The sequence below is a fragment of the Kitasatospora sp. NPDC101108 genome, assembly GCF_055584725.1.
Genome location: NZ_JBVJLM010000012.1, coordinates 192,491 through 207,811, shown reverse-complemented (window position 1 = coordinate 207,811; position 15,321 = coordinate 192,491). Strand labels below are relative to the sequence as shown.

13 protein-coding genes are annotated in these 15,321 nt (G+C 72.6%); 2 read left to right on the top strand and 11 right to left on the bottom strand.

The features are described 5' to 3' along the window. Positions 1-135 precede the first annotated feature (135 nt). The 7 genes from ACZ6Z8_RS25515 to ACZ6Z8_RS25485 form a co-directional block, all read right to left on the bottom strand. Entirely contained in the window at positions 136-966 is an 831-nt protein-coding gene (locus ACZ6Z8_RS25515) for a shikimate dehydrogenase (RefSeq protein WP_465612374.1), read from the bottom strand. 34 nt (positions 967-1,000) lie between these two features. Next, on the bottom strand, positions 1,001-2,830 hold the full coding sequence (mltG, locus tag ACZ6Z8_RS25510) for an endolytic transglycosylase MltG (RefSeq protein ID WP_465612373.1): 1,830 nt from the start codon (positions 2,828-2,830) through the stop codon (positions 1,001-1,003). Between the two features lie 186 nt (positions 2,831-3,016). Beyond that, positions 3,017-4,234: an endolytic transglycosylase MltG gene (mltG, locus tag ACZ6Z8_RS25505; protein WP_465612372.1), complete on the bottom strand. Its 1,218-nt coding sequence runs from the start codon at positions 4,232-4,234 to the stop codon at positions 3,017-3,019. A 156-nt stretch (positions 4,235-4,390) separates the two neighbouring features. Then, a complete protein-coding gene (ruvX, locus tag ACZ6Z8_RS25500) occupies positions 4,391-4,870 on the bottom strand; it encodes a Holliday junction resolvase RuvX (protein ID WP_030286390.1) in 480 nt (159 codons plus the stop codon). Then, positions 4,870-7,539, bottom strand: coding sequence for an alanine--tRNA ligase (gene alaS, locus ACZ6Z8_RS25495; protein ID WP_465612371.1), 2,670 nt, complete (start codon positions 7,537-7,539; stop codon positions 4,870-4,872). Before alaS ends, ruvX begins: the two co-directional genes overlap by 1 nt. Next, positions 7,539-7,970 (bottom strand): DUF6167 family protein, encoded by a 432-nt coding sequence (locus ACZ6Z8_RS25490; protein WP_465612370.1) that lies wholly within the window; start codon positions 7,968-7,970, stop codon positions 7,539-7,541. The genes alaS and ACZ6Z8_RS25490 overlap by 1 nt, the downstream gene beginning before the upstream one ends. A gap of 4 nt (positions 7,971-7,974) precedes the next feature. Further along, positions 7,975-8,454, bottom strand: coding sequence for a DUF948 domain-containing protein (locus tag ACZ6Z8_RS25485; RefSeq protein ID WP_465612369.1), 480 nt, complete (start codon positions 8,452-8,454; stop codon positions 7,975-7,977). A 218-nt stretch (positions 8,455-8,672) separates the two neighbouring features. On the opposite strand from ACZ6Z8_RS25485, the gene ACZ6Z8_RS25480 reads away from it, so the two are divergent. Both ACZ6Z8_RS25480 and ACZ6Z8_RS25475 read left to right on the top strand, forming a co-directional pair. Beyond that, positions 8,673-10,892 carry an ATP-binding protein gene (locus ACZ6Z8_RS25480; RefSeq protein WP_465612368.1) on the top strand — a complete coding sequence of 740 codons (2,220 nt, stop codon included), beginning with the start codon at positions 8,673-8,675 and terminating at the stop codon, positions 10,890-10,892. Between the two features lie 48 nt (positions 10,893-10,940). Then, the gene (locus ACZ6Z8_RS25475; RefSeq protein ID WP_402816404.1) at positions 10,941-11,258 is read left to right on the top strand and encodes a tetratricopeptide repeat protein; all 318 of its coding nucleotides are present in this window, start codon (positions 10,941-10,943) and stop codon (positions 11,256-11,258) included. A gap of 133 nt (positions 11,259-11,391) precedes the next feature. Here ACZ6Z8_RS25475 and rpsD read toward each other — a convergent pair whose 3' ends face one another. The 4 genes from rpsD to ppk2 form a co-directional block, all read right to left on the bottom strand. Then, positions 11,392-12,006 (bottom strand): 30S ribosomal protein S4, encoded by a 615-nt coding sequence (gene rpsD / locus ACZ6Z8_RS25470; protein ID WP_270148363.1) that lies wholly within the window; start codon positions 12,004-12,006, stop codon positions 11,392-11,394. A gap of 312 nt (positions 12,007-12,318) precedes the next feature. Beyond that, complete coding sequence (locus ACZ6Z8_RS25465; protein ID WP_465612367.1) at positions 12,319-13,725, bottom strand: replication-associated recombination protein A; 1,407 nt, start codon at positions 13,723-13,725, stop codon at positions 12,319-12,321. A gap of 28 nt (positions 13,726-13,753) precedes the next feature. Next, entirely contained in the window at positions 13,754-14,374 is a 621-nt protein-coding gene (locus tag ACZ6Z8_RS25460; RefSeq protein WP_465612366.1) for a hypothetical protein, read from the bottom strand. A gap of 71 nt (positions 14,375-14,445) precedes the next feature. Further along, positions 14,446-15,261, bottom strand: coding sequence for a polyphosphate kinase 2 (gene ppk2 / locus ACZ6Z8_RS25455; RefSeq protein ID WP_465612365.1), 816 nt, complete (start codon positions 15,259-15,261; stop codon positions 14,446-14,448). Positions 15,262-15,321: the final 60 nt, after the last annotated feature.

The window sequence follows — 15,321 nt, the reverse complement described above, 5'->3', positions numbered from 1 at the left end:
GCGGCCCGCCCGAGCGTGCCTTCTGTCCGAATCCTTTCATGCCCCGGCGGCACCCGGGGGCCCAGTCCGCGTGACGGACGGCAACCGGTCACCCAACGAAACGATCTGGCCGCGGCAGGATCCGCCGGACCGGCCCTACCTGTCGGCGAGCGCCTTCTCGCCCGCCTCGCGCATCGCCGCCAGCGGGCCGGGCGTGCGCCCGGTGAAGGCCTCGCTCTGCAGCACCGCCTGGTGCACCAGCAGGTCCAGCCCGCCCAGGACGGTCGCCCCGCGCTCGGCGCAGGCGGCGGCCAGGGCCGTCGGCCACGGGTGGTACAGCACGTCGAACAGCGCGCCCGGGGCTGCCGTCAGCGCGCCGGCGAAGGCGTCGGTCGCCCCGACCGGCGTGGTGGAGACGGTCAGCGGACGCTCCAGCGCCTCGGCGCCGCGCTCCCAGTCGGCGGTGCGCACCGCGACGCCGAGCCGCTCGCCCAGCTCGGCCATCTCCCGGGCCCGCTCGGCGCTGCGCACATAGACCGTCACCTCGCCGGTGCAGACCTGGGCCAGCGCCGCCAGCGCCGAGGAGGCGGTGGCCCCGGCGCCCAGCACGGCGGCGGCGGACACCTCGGTGATGCCGCGCTCGCGCAGCGCGTTGACCAGCCCGGGGACGTCGGTGTTGTCCCCGGTGCGCCGCCCGTCGGCGGTGAACACCACGGTGTTCACCGCGTCCACCGAGCGGGCCGTCGCGCTGACCTCGTCCAGCAGCGGGATGACCGCCCGCTTCAGCGGCATGGTCAGCGACAGCCCCGCCCACTCGGCCTCGTCCAGCCCGGCGAGGAAGCCGGGCAGGCCGGCCTCGTCGACCTCGAAGCGGTCGTAGCGCCAGCCGTCCAGCCCGAGCGCCGCGAAGGCGGCCCGGTGCAGGTCCGGCGAGAGCGAGTGGGCGATCGGCGAGCCGAGGACGGCCGCCCGGTGCTTGCTGGTCAACTCTGCCTCTCGGTAAGCGAGTTGCTCGCGGCTGCTACTTGGTGGTGCAGTGGCCGCGGGCCTCGTCGAAGCCCTGTCCGGCGTTCGTGCAGTACTCCTTGACGTTGGCGTAGTGCTCCTTGGCCGTCTCGGCGAACCGGGTCTCGGTCGGGGACATCGCGATGAAGTACAGCCACTTGCCGTCCGCCGGGTGCAGCACCGCGTTGATCGCCTCGTCGCCGGGGTTGGAGATCGGCGTCGGCGGCAGGCCCGGGTTCAGGTAGGTGTTGAACTTGTTGGACGCGTTGTCCATGTCGCTCTTGTTGAGGTCCTTGCGACCGAGCGAGTACTGCAGCGTGGTGTCCATGCCGAGGCGGTGGTGCGTCTCCGGCTCGTTGGCCAGGCGGTTCTGGATGGTCTTGGCCATCTTCGCGAAGTCCGCGGTGTTGTTGCCCTCGCGCTGCAGGATGCTCGCCTCGATGATCACCTCGTAGCCGTTCTTGAGGCCCACCGAGGCGGCCTGGCCGTCCAGGTTCGCGTACTTGTCGGTGGCGTTCTTCACCATCTGCTTGAGCAGGTCCTCGGGCTTCATGCCGTCGGCGATGTTGTAGCGGGTCGGCCAGAGGAAGCCCTCGATGTTGCCGTTCGCGTACGCGGGCAGGCCGAGGTCGTTGACCTGCGCCTTGGCGACGCCGGCCGTGGTGCCCTTCTGCAGCTTCAGCTTGGTGTCGATCATGGCGTAGATCTCGGAGGAGTTCTTGCCCTCCGGGAACACGATCGCCGCGCCGCCCGCCTGGTCCAGCAGCTCCTTGAGCGCGGCCGCGGCCGGCAGCTCCTTCTTCATCCCGTAGAAGCCCGGCTGGATGGTGCCGCACTTGGGCTCGGCGTCGCAGGCCTTGGAGAACGCGTCGACGCTCTTGACCACGCCCGCGTTCTTCAGCGCGAGACCGATCTGCCCGCCGACCGCACCTGGCTTGACCTCGACCTGCACGGAGCCGGTGCCCTCACCGGTGAAGTCCGGCGGCGGGCCGAAGTGGTCCTGGTAGAAGCCGTAGCCCCACCAGCCGGCGCCGCCGAGCAGCCCGACCAGCACCAGGGCGACCACCAGGCAGGCGCCGCCGTTGCGACGGCCCGCCTTCTTGCCCTTCTCCTTGCGCTTCTTCTGCGCCTCGCGGGATTCGTCCTGCTCACCGAGGAAGCCGACCTCCTCGGCCCCGGCGTGCTCCTCCAGGTAGCCGTCCTCGCCGTGGTGGCCGTCCTCGTGGGTGCCGTCCCACTCCTCGGCCTCGGCCTCGTGCGCCCCGGCGACCGGGTCGGCGCCGGACTCCAGCGCGGCGGCCTCGGCCTCCCAGTCGATCCCGTCCGGTCCCGGACCGGAGGCGGGCCCGGGCGCCGGGGCCTGCGGGGCGGCCTGCGGCTGGCCCTGCTGCGGCTGGCCCTGCTGCGGAACGGGCTGCTGCTGGACCTGCTGGTGCTGGACCTGCTGGTGCGGCATGCCCGGCTGCTGCACCGGCATCTGCTGCTGCGGATAACCCTGCTGGGACATCCCCTGCTGCACCGGCATCTGCTGCTGGGGGTAGCCCTGCTGCGGCATCCCCTGCTGCTGGTACCCCTGATCGAAACCCTGCTGCGGATAGCCCTGCTGCTGGTACCCCTGCGGGTACCCGTCCTGCGGCATGCCCTGCTGCATCGGCTGCATCGCCTGCTGCTGCCCGTACCCGCCGTACGGCTGCTGGATCTGCTGGCCGTGCTGCCCCTGCTGCGGGTACGGCTGCTGCCACTGGCCGTCATGCTGGCCGGGGACCGGCTGCTGGCCGCCGTACCCGGGATCACCGGGGTGCCACGGCTCGCCCTGGGGGCCGTAGCCCCGACCCAGATCGGTCATTGATCCCCTTAACCGACGGTGACGACCGGAGGATCGGACCGGCCGTCCGGGACGAGGCCGTCCCGGCTGATTCTCGAACCGGCGTGCTAGCGCAGCGCCTGGGAGGAGACGTTACCGTACCGCAGCCGTACCCCCGCCCGGGCGAACACACGGTCAGTGAGCGACCTCACCCCGGCACACGCGCCGTCACGGCGTGCCCGCGCCCTGCGTCGAGGGCGTGGCGGCGGCCGGGGCGCTCGGCTTCGCCGCCCGCGCGGCGTTGAACTCCGCCACGTTGCGCTGGTGCACGTCGTAGTTGTCGGTGAAGCGGGTGTCGCCCGGCTTCACGGTCACGAAGTACAGCCAGTCCCCTGGCGTCGGGTCCAGCGCCGCCATGATCGCCTGGCGCCCCGGGTTGGAGATCGGCGACGGCGGCAGCCCCGGGTGCAGGTAGGTGTTGTACGGGGAGTCCAGCTTGGTGTCGGTGACCGTGGTGTTCAGGGTCGAGCGCCCGAGCGCGTAGTTGATGGTGGAGTCCAGCTGCAGCGGCATCCCCTTGGCCAGCCGGTTGTAGATGACCCGGGCCACCTTGCCCATGTCCTCGGTGTTGTCGGCCTCGCCCTGCACCATGCTGGCGACGGTGACCAGCCCGTACAGGCTCTGCCCGAGGTTCTGCGCGACGACGTTGGCGTCGTCCCGGCTGAACTCCTTGCCGGCCCGGTCGACCATCTGCTTCAGCAGGTCGACCGGGGTGGTCCCGTCGGTGACGGCGTAGGTGGCGGGGAACAGGTAGCCCTCCGGGCTGCCGTTGGCGAAGTCCGGCAGGCCGAGCTCGGTGCCCTGCTCCTTGGCGGCCTTCTGGGTGGTGCCGTCGGGGAGCTTCAGCTTCTTGTCGATCGCCGCGTAGATCTGGTAGCCGCGCCAACCCTCGGGGATGGTGAGGCCGTTGGCGTTGGCCGGGTCGATCAGGATGGACAGCGCGGCCGCGGCCGACATCTTCTGCTTGAGGGTGTACGTCCCGGGCTGGATCCGCCCGGCGGCCGCCGCGCTGCCCTTCGCCGCCCGGGTGAAGGCGAGCGAGCTGGCCACCACCCCGTTGCGGACCAGCGCGGAGGCGATCTGGGACAGGCCCGCGCCCTCGGGCACCGAGACCTGGACGCTGCCGCTCCCCTGGCCCGCGTAGTCGGCGGCCGCCGGGGGTCTGCGCTGGCGCTGGAACCAGGTGTAGCCGGTGACGCCGATCCCGCCGAAGACCGCGATCAGCGCGAAGGCGGTGAGCGCGCAGGCCAGTCCGTTACGCCGTCGGTGCGGATCCGGCGCATCGGGGCGCGGCCGGGGCGCGCCCGGCGGACGGCCCTCCCGTTCGAGCACCGGAGCACCGAGGTGGCCCGGGGTCAGTCCTGGAAGGAAGTCCTGGTCGGTCATGGCTCGCGGCCCCCTCGGCGGTCCCGAATCGCTGCGAATCGCTCCGATCCGTCCCGCATCGATTCCTGTCGACACGAAACGGACACGGAGCGGACGAAAAGGGTCCGTGCGGACGCGTCCGCACGGACCCCTCATCGGGACGTTAGAGCAGGCCGGTCAGCCGACCGCCTCGACGCTCTCACCGGGCGGGCGTCCGCTCACCCGTTCGGACTCAAGGGCGGTCTGAAGGATCACCACCGCGGCGGCCTGGTCGACCACCGAGCGGCCCTTCTTCGCCTTGACCCCCGAGGCGCGCAGCCCGTGGGTCGCGGTGACGGTCGACATCCGCTCGTCCACCAGCCGCACCGGCACCGGGTAGAGCCGGTTGGCGAGCCTGGCCGCGTACGCCCGGACCTTCTCCGCCGCCGGGCCCTCCTTGCCGCTGAGCGAGCGCGGCAGCCCGACGATCACCTCGATCGCGTCGTACTCCTCGACGATCGCGGCGATCCTGGCCTGCGACTTCACCCCGGCCGGGACGGTCTCCACCGGCGTGGCGAGCACCCCGTCGGGGTCGCAGGACGCGACCCCGATCCGGGCGTCCCCGACGTCGACGGCGATCCGCCGTCCACGTCGGAAGGGCCTCTCCTCGAACTCCATCAGCTGGCGCGCTCCGCGACCAGGCCGCGCACCGCGGCGATGGCCTCGCCGACCGCCGCCGGGTTGGAGCCGCCGCCCTGGGCGACGTCGTCCTTGCCGCCACCGCCGCCGCCGAGGGTCTTGGCCGCGGTGCGGACCAGCTCGCCGGCCTTGATGCCGCGGCCACGGGCGTCCTCGTTGGTCGCGATCACGGTCAGCGGGCGGTCGTTGGCCACGGTGAACGCGGCGACAACGGCCGGGCGCGAGCCCAGGCGGCCGCGCACGTCCAGGACCAGCTTGCGCAGCTCGTCCGCGCCCACGCCGTCGGCGACCTGAGCGGCGACCACGGCGATGCCGTGCACGTCCTCGGCCGCGTCGGCCAGGCCGGCCGCGGCGGCCAGCACCTTCTCGGCGCGGAAGCGCTCGATCTCCTTCTCGGCGTCCTTGAGCTTGGTGAGCATGCCCGAGATCTTCTCCGGCAGCTCCTCCGGACGGCCCTTCACCAGCTCGGTCAGCTGGGCCACCACGGTGTGCTCGCGGGCCAGGAACTTGTACGCGTCGACGCCGACCAGCGCCTCCACGCGGCGCACGCCGGAGCCGATCGAGGACTCGCCGAGCAGCTTCACCAGGCCCAGCTGGGCGGTGTTGCCGACGTGGGTGCCACCGCACAGCTCCTTGGAGAAGTCGCCGATGGAGACGACCCGCACCTCGTCGCCGTACTTCTCGCCGAACATCGCGATGGCGCCGGCCTTGCGGGCCTGGTCCATCGTCATGACCTCGGCGGTGACCTCCAGCTCGCGGCCCAGCACGTCGTTGATCTTCTGCTCGACGTCCACCAGCACGCTGCCCGGAACGGCGGCGGGCGAGCCGAAGTCGAAGCGGAAGCGGCCCGGGGCGTTCTCGGAGCCGGCCTGGGCGGCCGTCGGGCCGAGCGCGTCGCGCAGCGCCTGGTGGGTCAGGTGGGTGGCCGAGTGGGCGCGGGCGATCGCCCGGCGGCGCTCGGTGTCGATCGTGGCGTACGCCGAGGCGCCGAGCACGACCTCGCCGAACAGCACGCCGCCGGAGTGCACGATGACGCCCGGGACGGGCTGCTGCACGTCGCGGATCTCCACCACCGCGCCGGACTCCAGCCGGATCCGGCCGTGGTCGGCGAGCTGGCCGCCGCCCTCGGCGTAGAACGGGGTGCGGTCGAGGATGATCTCGACCTCGTCGCCCTCGGAGGCGGCCGGCGCCGGAACGCCGTCCACCAGCAGGCCGACCACGGAGGCCTCGCCCTCGGTGAGGCTGTAGCCGGTGAAGACGCTCGCGCCGGACTTGTCGGCGACCTCGCGGTACGCGGCGACGTCGGCGTGGCCCATCTTCTTGGCCTTGGCGTCCGCCTTGGCGCGGTCCCGCTGCTCCTGCATCAGGCGGCGGAAGCCGGCCTCGTCGACCTGGAGGCCCTGCTCCTCGGCCATCTCCAGGGTGAGGTCGATCGGGAAGCCGTACGTGTCGTGCAGCTTGAACGCCTGCTCGCCGGAGAGCACCACGCCGCCGGACTGCTTGGTCTCGGTGACCGCGACGTCCAGCAGGTTGGTGCCGGCCTTCAGGGTCTGGAGGAAGGCCGCCTCCTCGCCGATGACGACCGTCTCGATGCGCTTGCGGTCGCTCTCCAGCTCGGGGTACTGCGGGGCCATCGCCTTGATGGCGACGTCGATGAGCTCCTTGGCCACCGGCTCGGTGGCGCCCAGCAGCCGCATGTTGCGGATGGCGCGGCGCAGGATGCGGCGCAGCACGTAGCCGCGGCCCTCGTTGCCGGGGGTGACGCCGTCGCCGACCAGCATCAGCGCGGTGCGGATGTGGTCGGTGACCACGCGCAGCGAGACGTCCGACTTGTGGTCGGCGCCGTAGGTGTGGCCGGTGAGCTCGGCGGCGCGGTCGAGGATCATCCGGCTGGTGTCGATCTCGAAGAGGTTGTCGACGCCCTGCAGGATGGCGGCGAGGCGCTCCAGGCCGAGGCCGGTGTCGATGTTCTTGCTCGGCAGGTCGCCGAGGATCTCGAAGCCGTCCTTGCCGTCGCCGTGGCCGCGCTCGTACTGCATGAAGACCAGGTTCCAGATCTCCAGGTAGCGCTCGCCGTTGACCGCCGGGCCGCCCTCCTCGCCGTACGCGGGGCCGCGGTCGTAGTTGATCTCCGAGCACGGGCCGCACGGGCCGGGCACGCCCATCGACCAGAAGTTGTCCTTCATGCCGAGGCGCTGGATGCGCTCGGAGGGCACGCCGATGACGTCGCGCCAGATCTGCTCGGCCTCGTCGTCGTCCTTGTAGACGGTGATCCAGAGCTTCTCCTTCTCCAGGCCGTAGCCACCGTCCGCGACGGGAGTGGTGAGCAGCTCCCAGGCGAACTTGATGGCTCCTTCCTTGAAGTAGTCACCGAAGGAGAAGTTGCCGCACATCTGGAAGAAGGAGCCGTGCCGGGTGGTCTTCCCGACCTCCTCGATGTCCAGGGTGCGCACGCACTTCTGGACGCTGGTGGCGCGCGAGAACTGCGGCTTGACCTCGCCCAGGAAGTAGGGCTTGAACGGCACCATGCCGGCGTTGACGAGCAGCAGGGTGGGGTCGTCGGCGACCAGGGACGCCGACGGAACGACGGTGTGGCCGCGCTCCTCGAAGAAGCGCAGCCAGCGGCGGCGGATCTCAGCCGACTCCATTAGTGGTCCTTCCGGTTCGTTCCGCCCCGCGGCAGGGCTCGGCGGGGCGTTTCTTCCATGGTCTGTGGGGTGGTGCGGGCACTGCCGTCGGGCAGGGCGCGGGCGGGGGGCAGGGCGGCGGCCGGACGACCGGGCGCCGCCGAGATAGCTCGGTACTGCGGCTCGCCACGCAGGACCGGGCGGGTGCTCCGGGGCTCGACCACGGCGGTGCCGTGCAGTCCGAGGTCCTCCTTCAGCTGCTCCTCGCGCTCGGCCATGCCGGAGCGCACGTCCTGGGCGAACTGCTTGGCGAGGTCGCCCAGGTGCAGCGCACCGCGCGCGGCGGTGCCGGAGAGGCTGTCCGGGGTGAGCCGCTGCACCGCGTCGTTGGCCTTGTTCATGGCCCACACGGCGGCGCCGGCGCCGACCGCCATCCAGAAGATCCGTGCCATGCCGTCAGCCCCTCACCGCACGCCGGACCCGGGAGAGGAAGCCGCCCCTGGGCGCGGTCGCGGCGCGCACCTCGGCCCGGATCAGCCGCGCCAGCTCGTCGCGCTCGTTGGCCTGCAGCGGCACGTTCGGCAGGGCGCCCTGCTGCTTGGCGACGGCCTTGCGGACGCCGTAGCTGAACGCGGCGACCTTCATCAGCGGTCCGCCCAGCGTGGCGGCGGCGGTGGACGACAGTGCCTTGGCGTTGGCGGCGGCGTCCTGCACGTTGGCGGTGATCTCGTCCACCCGGTCCAGCTGCTCGTTGGCGCTGCGCACGGCGGCGCCGGCCTCGGTCAGCAGGGGCACGGCCTGTTCGGTGACGGCGGAGACCAGGACGGTGGCCTCCTTCAGCACCTGGGAGAGCCGGACCAGCACCACGGCGAGCAGGGTGACCAGGACCGCCCAGAACACGGCGACGAGCAAGCCGGCCAGCTCTCCCACGGACACTCTGCGCGCTCCTCGCCTTGTTGCTCTTCAGGGGAACCCTATCGCGCCGACGCCCGCTTTCCGGACCGGGTCACGGCCGTGGCCTCGTCCGGGTGTGCGAACCGCGCGCGTAACCTACCGGCCGGTCACCTCGTTCTGCCTGGCGGGCCGTCGGGCCGTACGGCCCGACGCACGTCCGGACCGCCGCGGTCCGGGCACGGGACGACGGGGAGCAGCGCGTGGCCGGCGACTGGACAGCAGAGCCCGCGGCGTGGCCGCGCGAGCCGGAGCCCGGCCGGCTGCCGGCCGAGGTGACCGGCTTCGTCGGGCGGCGGCGGGAACTGGCCGAGCTGGCGGGCCTGCTCGCCGCGGCCCGGCTGGTGACGGTGACCGGGCCCGGCGGGGTCGGCAAGAGCAGGCTCGCGCTGCGGGCGGCGGCCCGGGCGGCCGGGGCGTTCCCGGACGGCACCTGGCTGGTGGACGTCGCCCCCGTGCAGGACCCGCTGCTGCTCGGCCACGCCGTCCTGGAGGCCCTGCGGCTGACCGACGGCACCGCCCGTCCGCCGCTGGACGTGCTGGGCGAGCACCTGGCGGGGCGCCGCCTGCTGCTGGTGCTGGACGGCTGCGAGCACCTGGTGGAGGCCTGCGCCGAGCTGACCGACGCGCTGCTGCGGGCGCTGCCCGGCCTGCGGGTGCTGGCCACCAGCCGCGCCGCCCTGCGGGCCTCGGGCGAGCATCTGCTGACGCTGGCGCCGCTGCCGGTCGGCCCGCTGCCCGCCCAGCGGGTGGCCCCGGGCCCGCTGCCGGACGCGGTGCGGCTGTTCGCCGACCGGGCCCGGGCCGTGCTGCCGTCCTTCGAGGTGACGGAGGCGAACGCGGAGGCCGTCGGCCTGCTCTGCCGCCGGCTGGACGGCATTCCGCTGGCCGTGGAGCTGGCCGCCGGGCGGCTGCGGGCGCTGTCGGTGGAGCAGATCACGGCCCGGCTGGACGACCGCTTCCGGCTGCTCACCGGCGGCTCCCGGACGGCCCTGCCGAGGCACCGGACGCTGCGCACCACGATCGGCTGGAGCCATGAGCTGTGCACAGTGCAGGAACGTTTACTCTGGGCCCGCCTGTCGGTCTTCGCCGGCGGTTTCGACCTGGAGGCCGCCGAGTACGTCTGCGCCGGCGAGGGCATCGAGCCCGAGGAGGTGCTCGACCTGCTCGACGAACTCGTCGCCAAGTCCGTGGTGCTGCGCGAGGAGAGCGGGTTCGGCGTCCGCTTCCGGCTGCTGGACACCCTGCGCGAGTACGGCGGCCACTGGCTGCGCGCCGCCGGCGAGGAGCCGCGGCTGCTGCGCCGCCACCGCGACTGGTACCTGGGCGTCGCCACCTGGGGCGAGGTCGAGTGGTTCGGCCCCCGGCAGCCCGAGACCGCCGAGCGCACCCGGCTCGCCCACACCAACTTCCGCGCCGCGCTGGAGTTCTGCCTCGCCGAGCCCGGCGAGGAGCAGCTCGCCCTGCTGCTGGCCGGCACCCTCTGGTTCTACTGGGTCGGCTGCGGCCACCTCGGCGAGGGCCGGCACTGGCTGGACCGCGCGCTCGCCCTGGACCGCGAACCCACCGAGGCCCGGGCCAAGGCCCTGTGGGTGACCGGCTACATGGCCACCCTCCAGGGCGACCTCGGCACCGCCCGGCCCGCCCTGGAGGAGTGCCGCCGCCAGGCCCTGGAAACCGGCGACGACCGGGCCCTCGCCTACGCCGTCCACCGCCAGGGCTGCGCCGCCCTGATCGGCGACGACCCGGCGCGCGCCGCCGAGCTGTTCGAGGAGGCGCTCTGGCACTACCGGACCATCGGCGAGCTCAACAGCAACGTGGTGATGGCGATGATCGAGCTGGGCCTCGCCTACCTGTTCCAGGGGGAGCCGGACAGCGGCGAGCTCTGGTTCGGGCAGGCCCGCGAGGTCTGTGAGGAGCACGGCGAGAAGTGGGCCTACGCCTACGTGCTGTACGCGACGGCGTACTCCCACTACCTGGCCGGCGAGGTCCGGCCGGCCCGCGCCCTGGCCCGCGAGTGCGTCCGGCTGAACCACCACTTCCGCGACCTGCTCGGCATCGTGCTGGGCATCGACCTGCTGGCGCTGCTGGAGACCGAACCGGCCGGCCCCGGCGAGTCGGCCGACCTGTGCGAGGCCCGGGTGCTCCAGGGCGCCGCGCACCGGATCTGGCGCGCGGTCGGCAATCCGTTCATGGGCTCGCGCTCCTTCTTCGGCACCCACCAGGAGTGCGCCGAGCGGGCCCGGGCCGGGCTCAGCGAGCAGGAGTACGAGGAGTGCTACCGGGCGGGCGCGCGGCTGGACCTGGACGCCGCCGTCTGCCGGGCGCTCGGCGACGGGGGCGCGCCGGGCGGCCCGGCGCGGGGCCCCGGCCCCTTCTCGGTGCCGCCCGCTCCCGCGACCGCGCCGGCCCGGAATAGCTGAAGCTTGCGGATTGCTTGAGGAGGCAAGGATCCGCCCGGAAGGAGCACCATGGCCATCCACGACGAGTACCGCCTCGCGAACTTCTACTTCGAGTCCAAGGCGTACACCGACGCCGCCCGCATGCTCGAAGGCGTGCTGGCCGAGGAGCCGGCCAACCTCTCCGTCCGGCTGCTGCTGGCCCGCAGCTACTTCCACTCCGCCCAGCTCGGCCGCGCCGAGGCCGAGCTGCGCCGGATCCTCGACCTCGACCCGGCCGAGGACTACGCCCGGCTGATGCTCGGCCGCACCCTGGAGCGCCAGGGCCGCGCCGAGGAGGCCCGCCCGCACCTGCGGCTGGCCGCCGCGATGACCGGCGAGACCGTCTGACGGCGTCGACCGTCGGCCGTCGGCCGTCCACTGTGCCGGCCGGACGCTGTCGGCCGGACGCAGCGAACCCCCGCCGCCTCGAAGGGCGACGGGGGTTCGCTGTGGTTTCGCGGTCTGCGGAACCGAGCGCGGGTCAGCGCGAGTAGTACTCGACGACCAGCTGCTCGTCACAGATCACCGGGACCTCCTTGCGCTGCGGCGCACGGTCCAGGCGGAAGGCCAGGGCCTTCAGGTTGACCTCAAGGTACTTCGGGGTCTGGCCCTCACCCGCGTAGCCACCCTCACGGGCGACCTGGAAGGGGACCTTCTCCTTGGAACGCTCGCGGACGGTGACCACGTAGCCCGGCTTCATCTGGAACGACGGCTTGTTGACCTTGCCACCGTTGACCTCGATGTGGCCGTGGACGACCATCTGGCGGGCCTGGTAGATGGTGCGGGCGATGCCCGAACGCAGCACCAGCGAGTCCAGACGGGTCTCCAGCTCGGCGACGAGCGCCTCACCGGTCTTGCCCTCGGCCTTCTTCGCGCGGTCGAACGCGCGCGACAGCTGCTTCTCGCTCAGGTCGTACTGGGCGCGAAGACGCTGCTTCTCCAGCAGACGGACCTTGTAGTCCGAGTTCTGCTTGCGGCCACGGCCGTGCTGGCCGGGCGGGTACGGGCGGGCCTCGAAGTACTTGACGGACTTCGGGGTCAGCGGCACGCCGAGCGCACGCGCGATCTTGACCTTGGGACGCTTCTGGTTCGCCATGAACCAAACCTTCCTTGCTTACGAATACGGCTTTCACCAGGTGTTGACGGAGGTCGCATGTCGCGACCCGGAGAAAACCCCGCCGCCTGCGCGAAGGGATCAGCCGCTCTCCGGAGCCGGGCACGAGAAGTGCTGGTCACACGAAGGGCCCGGGGAACCGGGCCGTCCGCGACACCGAAACGGTGCGCGACGCTCCTGGTGCGGGCCTCCCGAAGGAGGCCTACGGCCGAAGTCCCGCTGGTGCGGCCGGTCGGTGGGGTCTCCCCCGCCGCCGTCCCGGGACATGGCACTCCGACCGAGTATACCCGTGGATCACTCGCCCTTTTCCCCGGGCTGCTCCGCCGCCTTCTCGGCCTTCTTCTCCGCCCGGCGCTCCCCCCGCAGCCGCCCGCGCGTCCACTCCACGGTGTCCGCGTACCGGACCTCGCCGCCGCGCCGGTTCGGCTGGTAGTACTCCCGCCCGTGCACCGAGTCCGGCGCGTACTGCTGGGCCGCGATGCCCTCCGGCAGGTCGTGCGGGTACTGGTAGCCCTTGCCGTGCCCGAGCTTGCCCGCCCCGCCGTAGTGCGAGTCCCGCAGGTGCGGCGGGACGGCGCCGGCCAGCCCCTGCCGGACGTCCGCCAGCGCCGCGTCGATCGCCAGGTAGGCCGAGTTGGACTTCGGCGCCAGGGCCAGCGCGATCGCCGCCTGGGAGAGGATGATCCGGGCCTCCGGGAAGCCGATCAGGGCCACCGCCTGGGCCGCGGCCACCGCCGTCTGCAGCGCCGTGTGGTCGGCCAGGCCGACGTCCTCGCTGGCGGAGATCATCAGCCGCCGGGCGATGAACCGCGGGTCCTCCCCCGCCTCGATCATCCGGGCCAGGTAGTGCAGGGTGGCGTCCACGTCGCTGCCGCGGATCGACTTGATCAGCGCGCTGGCCACGTCGTAGTGCTGGTCGCCGTCCTTGTCGTAGCGCACCGCGGCCTGGTTGACGGCCGTCTCGGTGGTGGCCAGCGTGATGCTCGCCTCGCCCTTCTCCAGCGCCGCCCCGGCCGCCGCCTCCAGCGTGGTGAGCGCCCGCCGGGCGTCACCGCCGGCCAGGCGCACCAGGTGGTCCTCGGCCTCCGCGGTCAGCTCCAGCGCGCCCTCCAGCCCGCGCTCGTCGGCCACCGCGCGGCGCAGCAGCGACCGGACGTCGTCGTCGGTCAGCGACTCCAGGGTGAGCAGCAGCGAGCGGGAGAGCAGCGGGGAGATCACCGAGAAGTACGGGTTCTCGGTGGTCGCCGCGATCAGGGTGACCCAGCGGTTCTCCACGGCCGGCAGCAGTGAGTCCTGCTGGGCCTTGGAGAAGCGGTGGATCTCGTCCAGGAAGAGCACCGTCTCCCGGCCGGACATGCCGACCGCGCGCCGGGCGCCGTCGATCACCGCCCGCACCTCCTTGACCCCGGCGGTGATCGCGGACAGTTCGACGAAGCGGCCCTCCACGGCCTGGCTGATCACGTGCGCGAGGGTGGTCTTGCCGGTGCCGGGCGGCCCCCAGAGGATCACCGAGCTGGTGGCCGCCGGGCCGCGCGAGTTCGCCACCAGGCGCCGCAGCGGCGAGCCGGGCTTGAGCAGCTGCCGCTGCCCGGCCACCTCGTCCAGGGTGCGCGGGCGCATCCGTACGGCCAGCGGCGCCCGGCCGGGCTCCCTGGTCTGGCGTTCCTCGGCGGCAGCGGTGAAGAGGTCCGGTTCGTCCACACCGGAAGCCTAGTTCAGCCCACCGACGCTACCGCCCGGCCTGCGTCGGGCGGTCCAGCAGCACCACGTCGAACTCCTCCAGCGACCGCAGGGTGCCGCCCAGCGCGGCCAGCGCCTGCGCCCGGGAGTCGGCCGCCGGACCCCGCGAGGCCTCGAAGCCCTCCTGGTCGGCGTAGATCGCGCCCACGGTCAGCCGGCCGGTCGCGCGGTCGGCCAGCATCGCGGCCGTCACGAACCCGTCCGTCTTCCCCAGCACCGGCAGCACCCGGTCCCGGAAGACCTGGGCGGCCTCGTCCGTCCTGGCCGGGTCGACCTCGCTGCGCGTCAGCCGGAACCCGCCGCCGGGTCCGGCTTCGCCGGGCGGGGCCGTCACCAGGGCCTCCCAGACGTCGATGGTCACGGTGCCGCCCAGCGGGGCCAGCAGCTCGCCGCGCCGCTGCGCCAGCGCCGCGTCGCTGTCGCGCTCGGCCTCGGCGGACTCCCACCACGAGCCCATCGTGATCTTGCCGAGGGCCCGGTCGGTGAACAGTCCGTAGCCGCGGTACCCGGGCCGGGCGGTCAGCAGCACGAGGGCCTCGGTGCGGAACCTGTCGAGGGTCTGCTCGATCCGGTCCGGGTGACCGGTCGCGTAGACGGTACGAACGAACATGAGCGCGCCTCCTGTGGACGCCCGGGCGCCACACGGGGCCGTTCTCATGAGCAGCGCCCGGCGGGCCCCGTCTACTCCAGTCTGGCAGCGTGGTCCGGAACGTACTTCTGCAGGTCGCGCGGGGGCCGCTGGTAGCCGCGCGGCGACGGGCGGGGCGGCAGCTCGATCCGGGGCGGGGCGACCTCGTGGTAGGGCACGGAGGCGAGCAGGTGGGCGATCATGTTGATCCGGGCCCGCCGCTTGTCGTCGCTCTCCACCACGTGCCAGGGCGACTGCGGGACGTCGGTGTGGACGAACATCTCGTCCTTGGCCCGCGAGTAGTCCTCCCAGTGGGTGATCGACTCCACGTCCATCGGGGAGAGCTTCCAGCGCTTCATCGGGTCCTCCAGCCGCTCCCGGAACCGCCGCTCCTGCTCGGTGTCGCTCACCGAGAACCAGTACTTGCGCAGCAGGACACCCGCCTCGATCAGCATCCGCTCGAAGGTCGGGCACTGGTGCAGGAACTGCCAGTACTCCTCGTCGGTGCAGAAGCCCATCACCCGCTCGACCCCGGCCCGGTTGTACCAGCTGCGGTCGAACAGCACGATCTCCCCGGCCGCCGGGAGGTGTTCGACGTACCGCTGGAAGTACCACTGGGTCTTCTGCCGCTCGGTCGGGGTGGGAAGCGCCGCGACCCGGGCGATCCGCGGGTTCAGGTACTCCGTCACCCGCTTGATCGCTCCGCCCTTGCCGGCCGCGTCCCGCCCCTCGAAGACCACCACCAGGCGGGCGCCCTCGACCCGCACCCACTCCTGGAGCTTCACCAGCTCGTGCTGCAGCCGCAGCAGCTCCCGCTCGTACGGCTTCTTCGCCAGTCGTCCCGGCTTCGCGGTCCGCTGCTCGCCCACCTCGGATCCTCCGTCCAGCTGCTGCTGATGACCCTTCACCGTAGGCGCAGAACGGCGGCC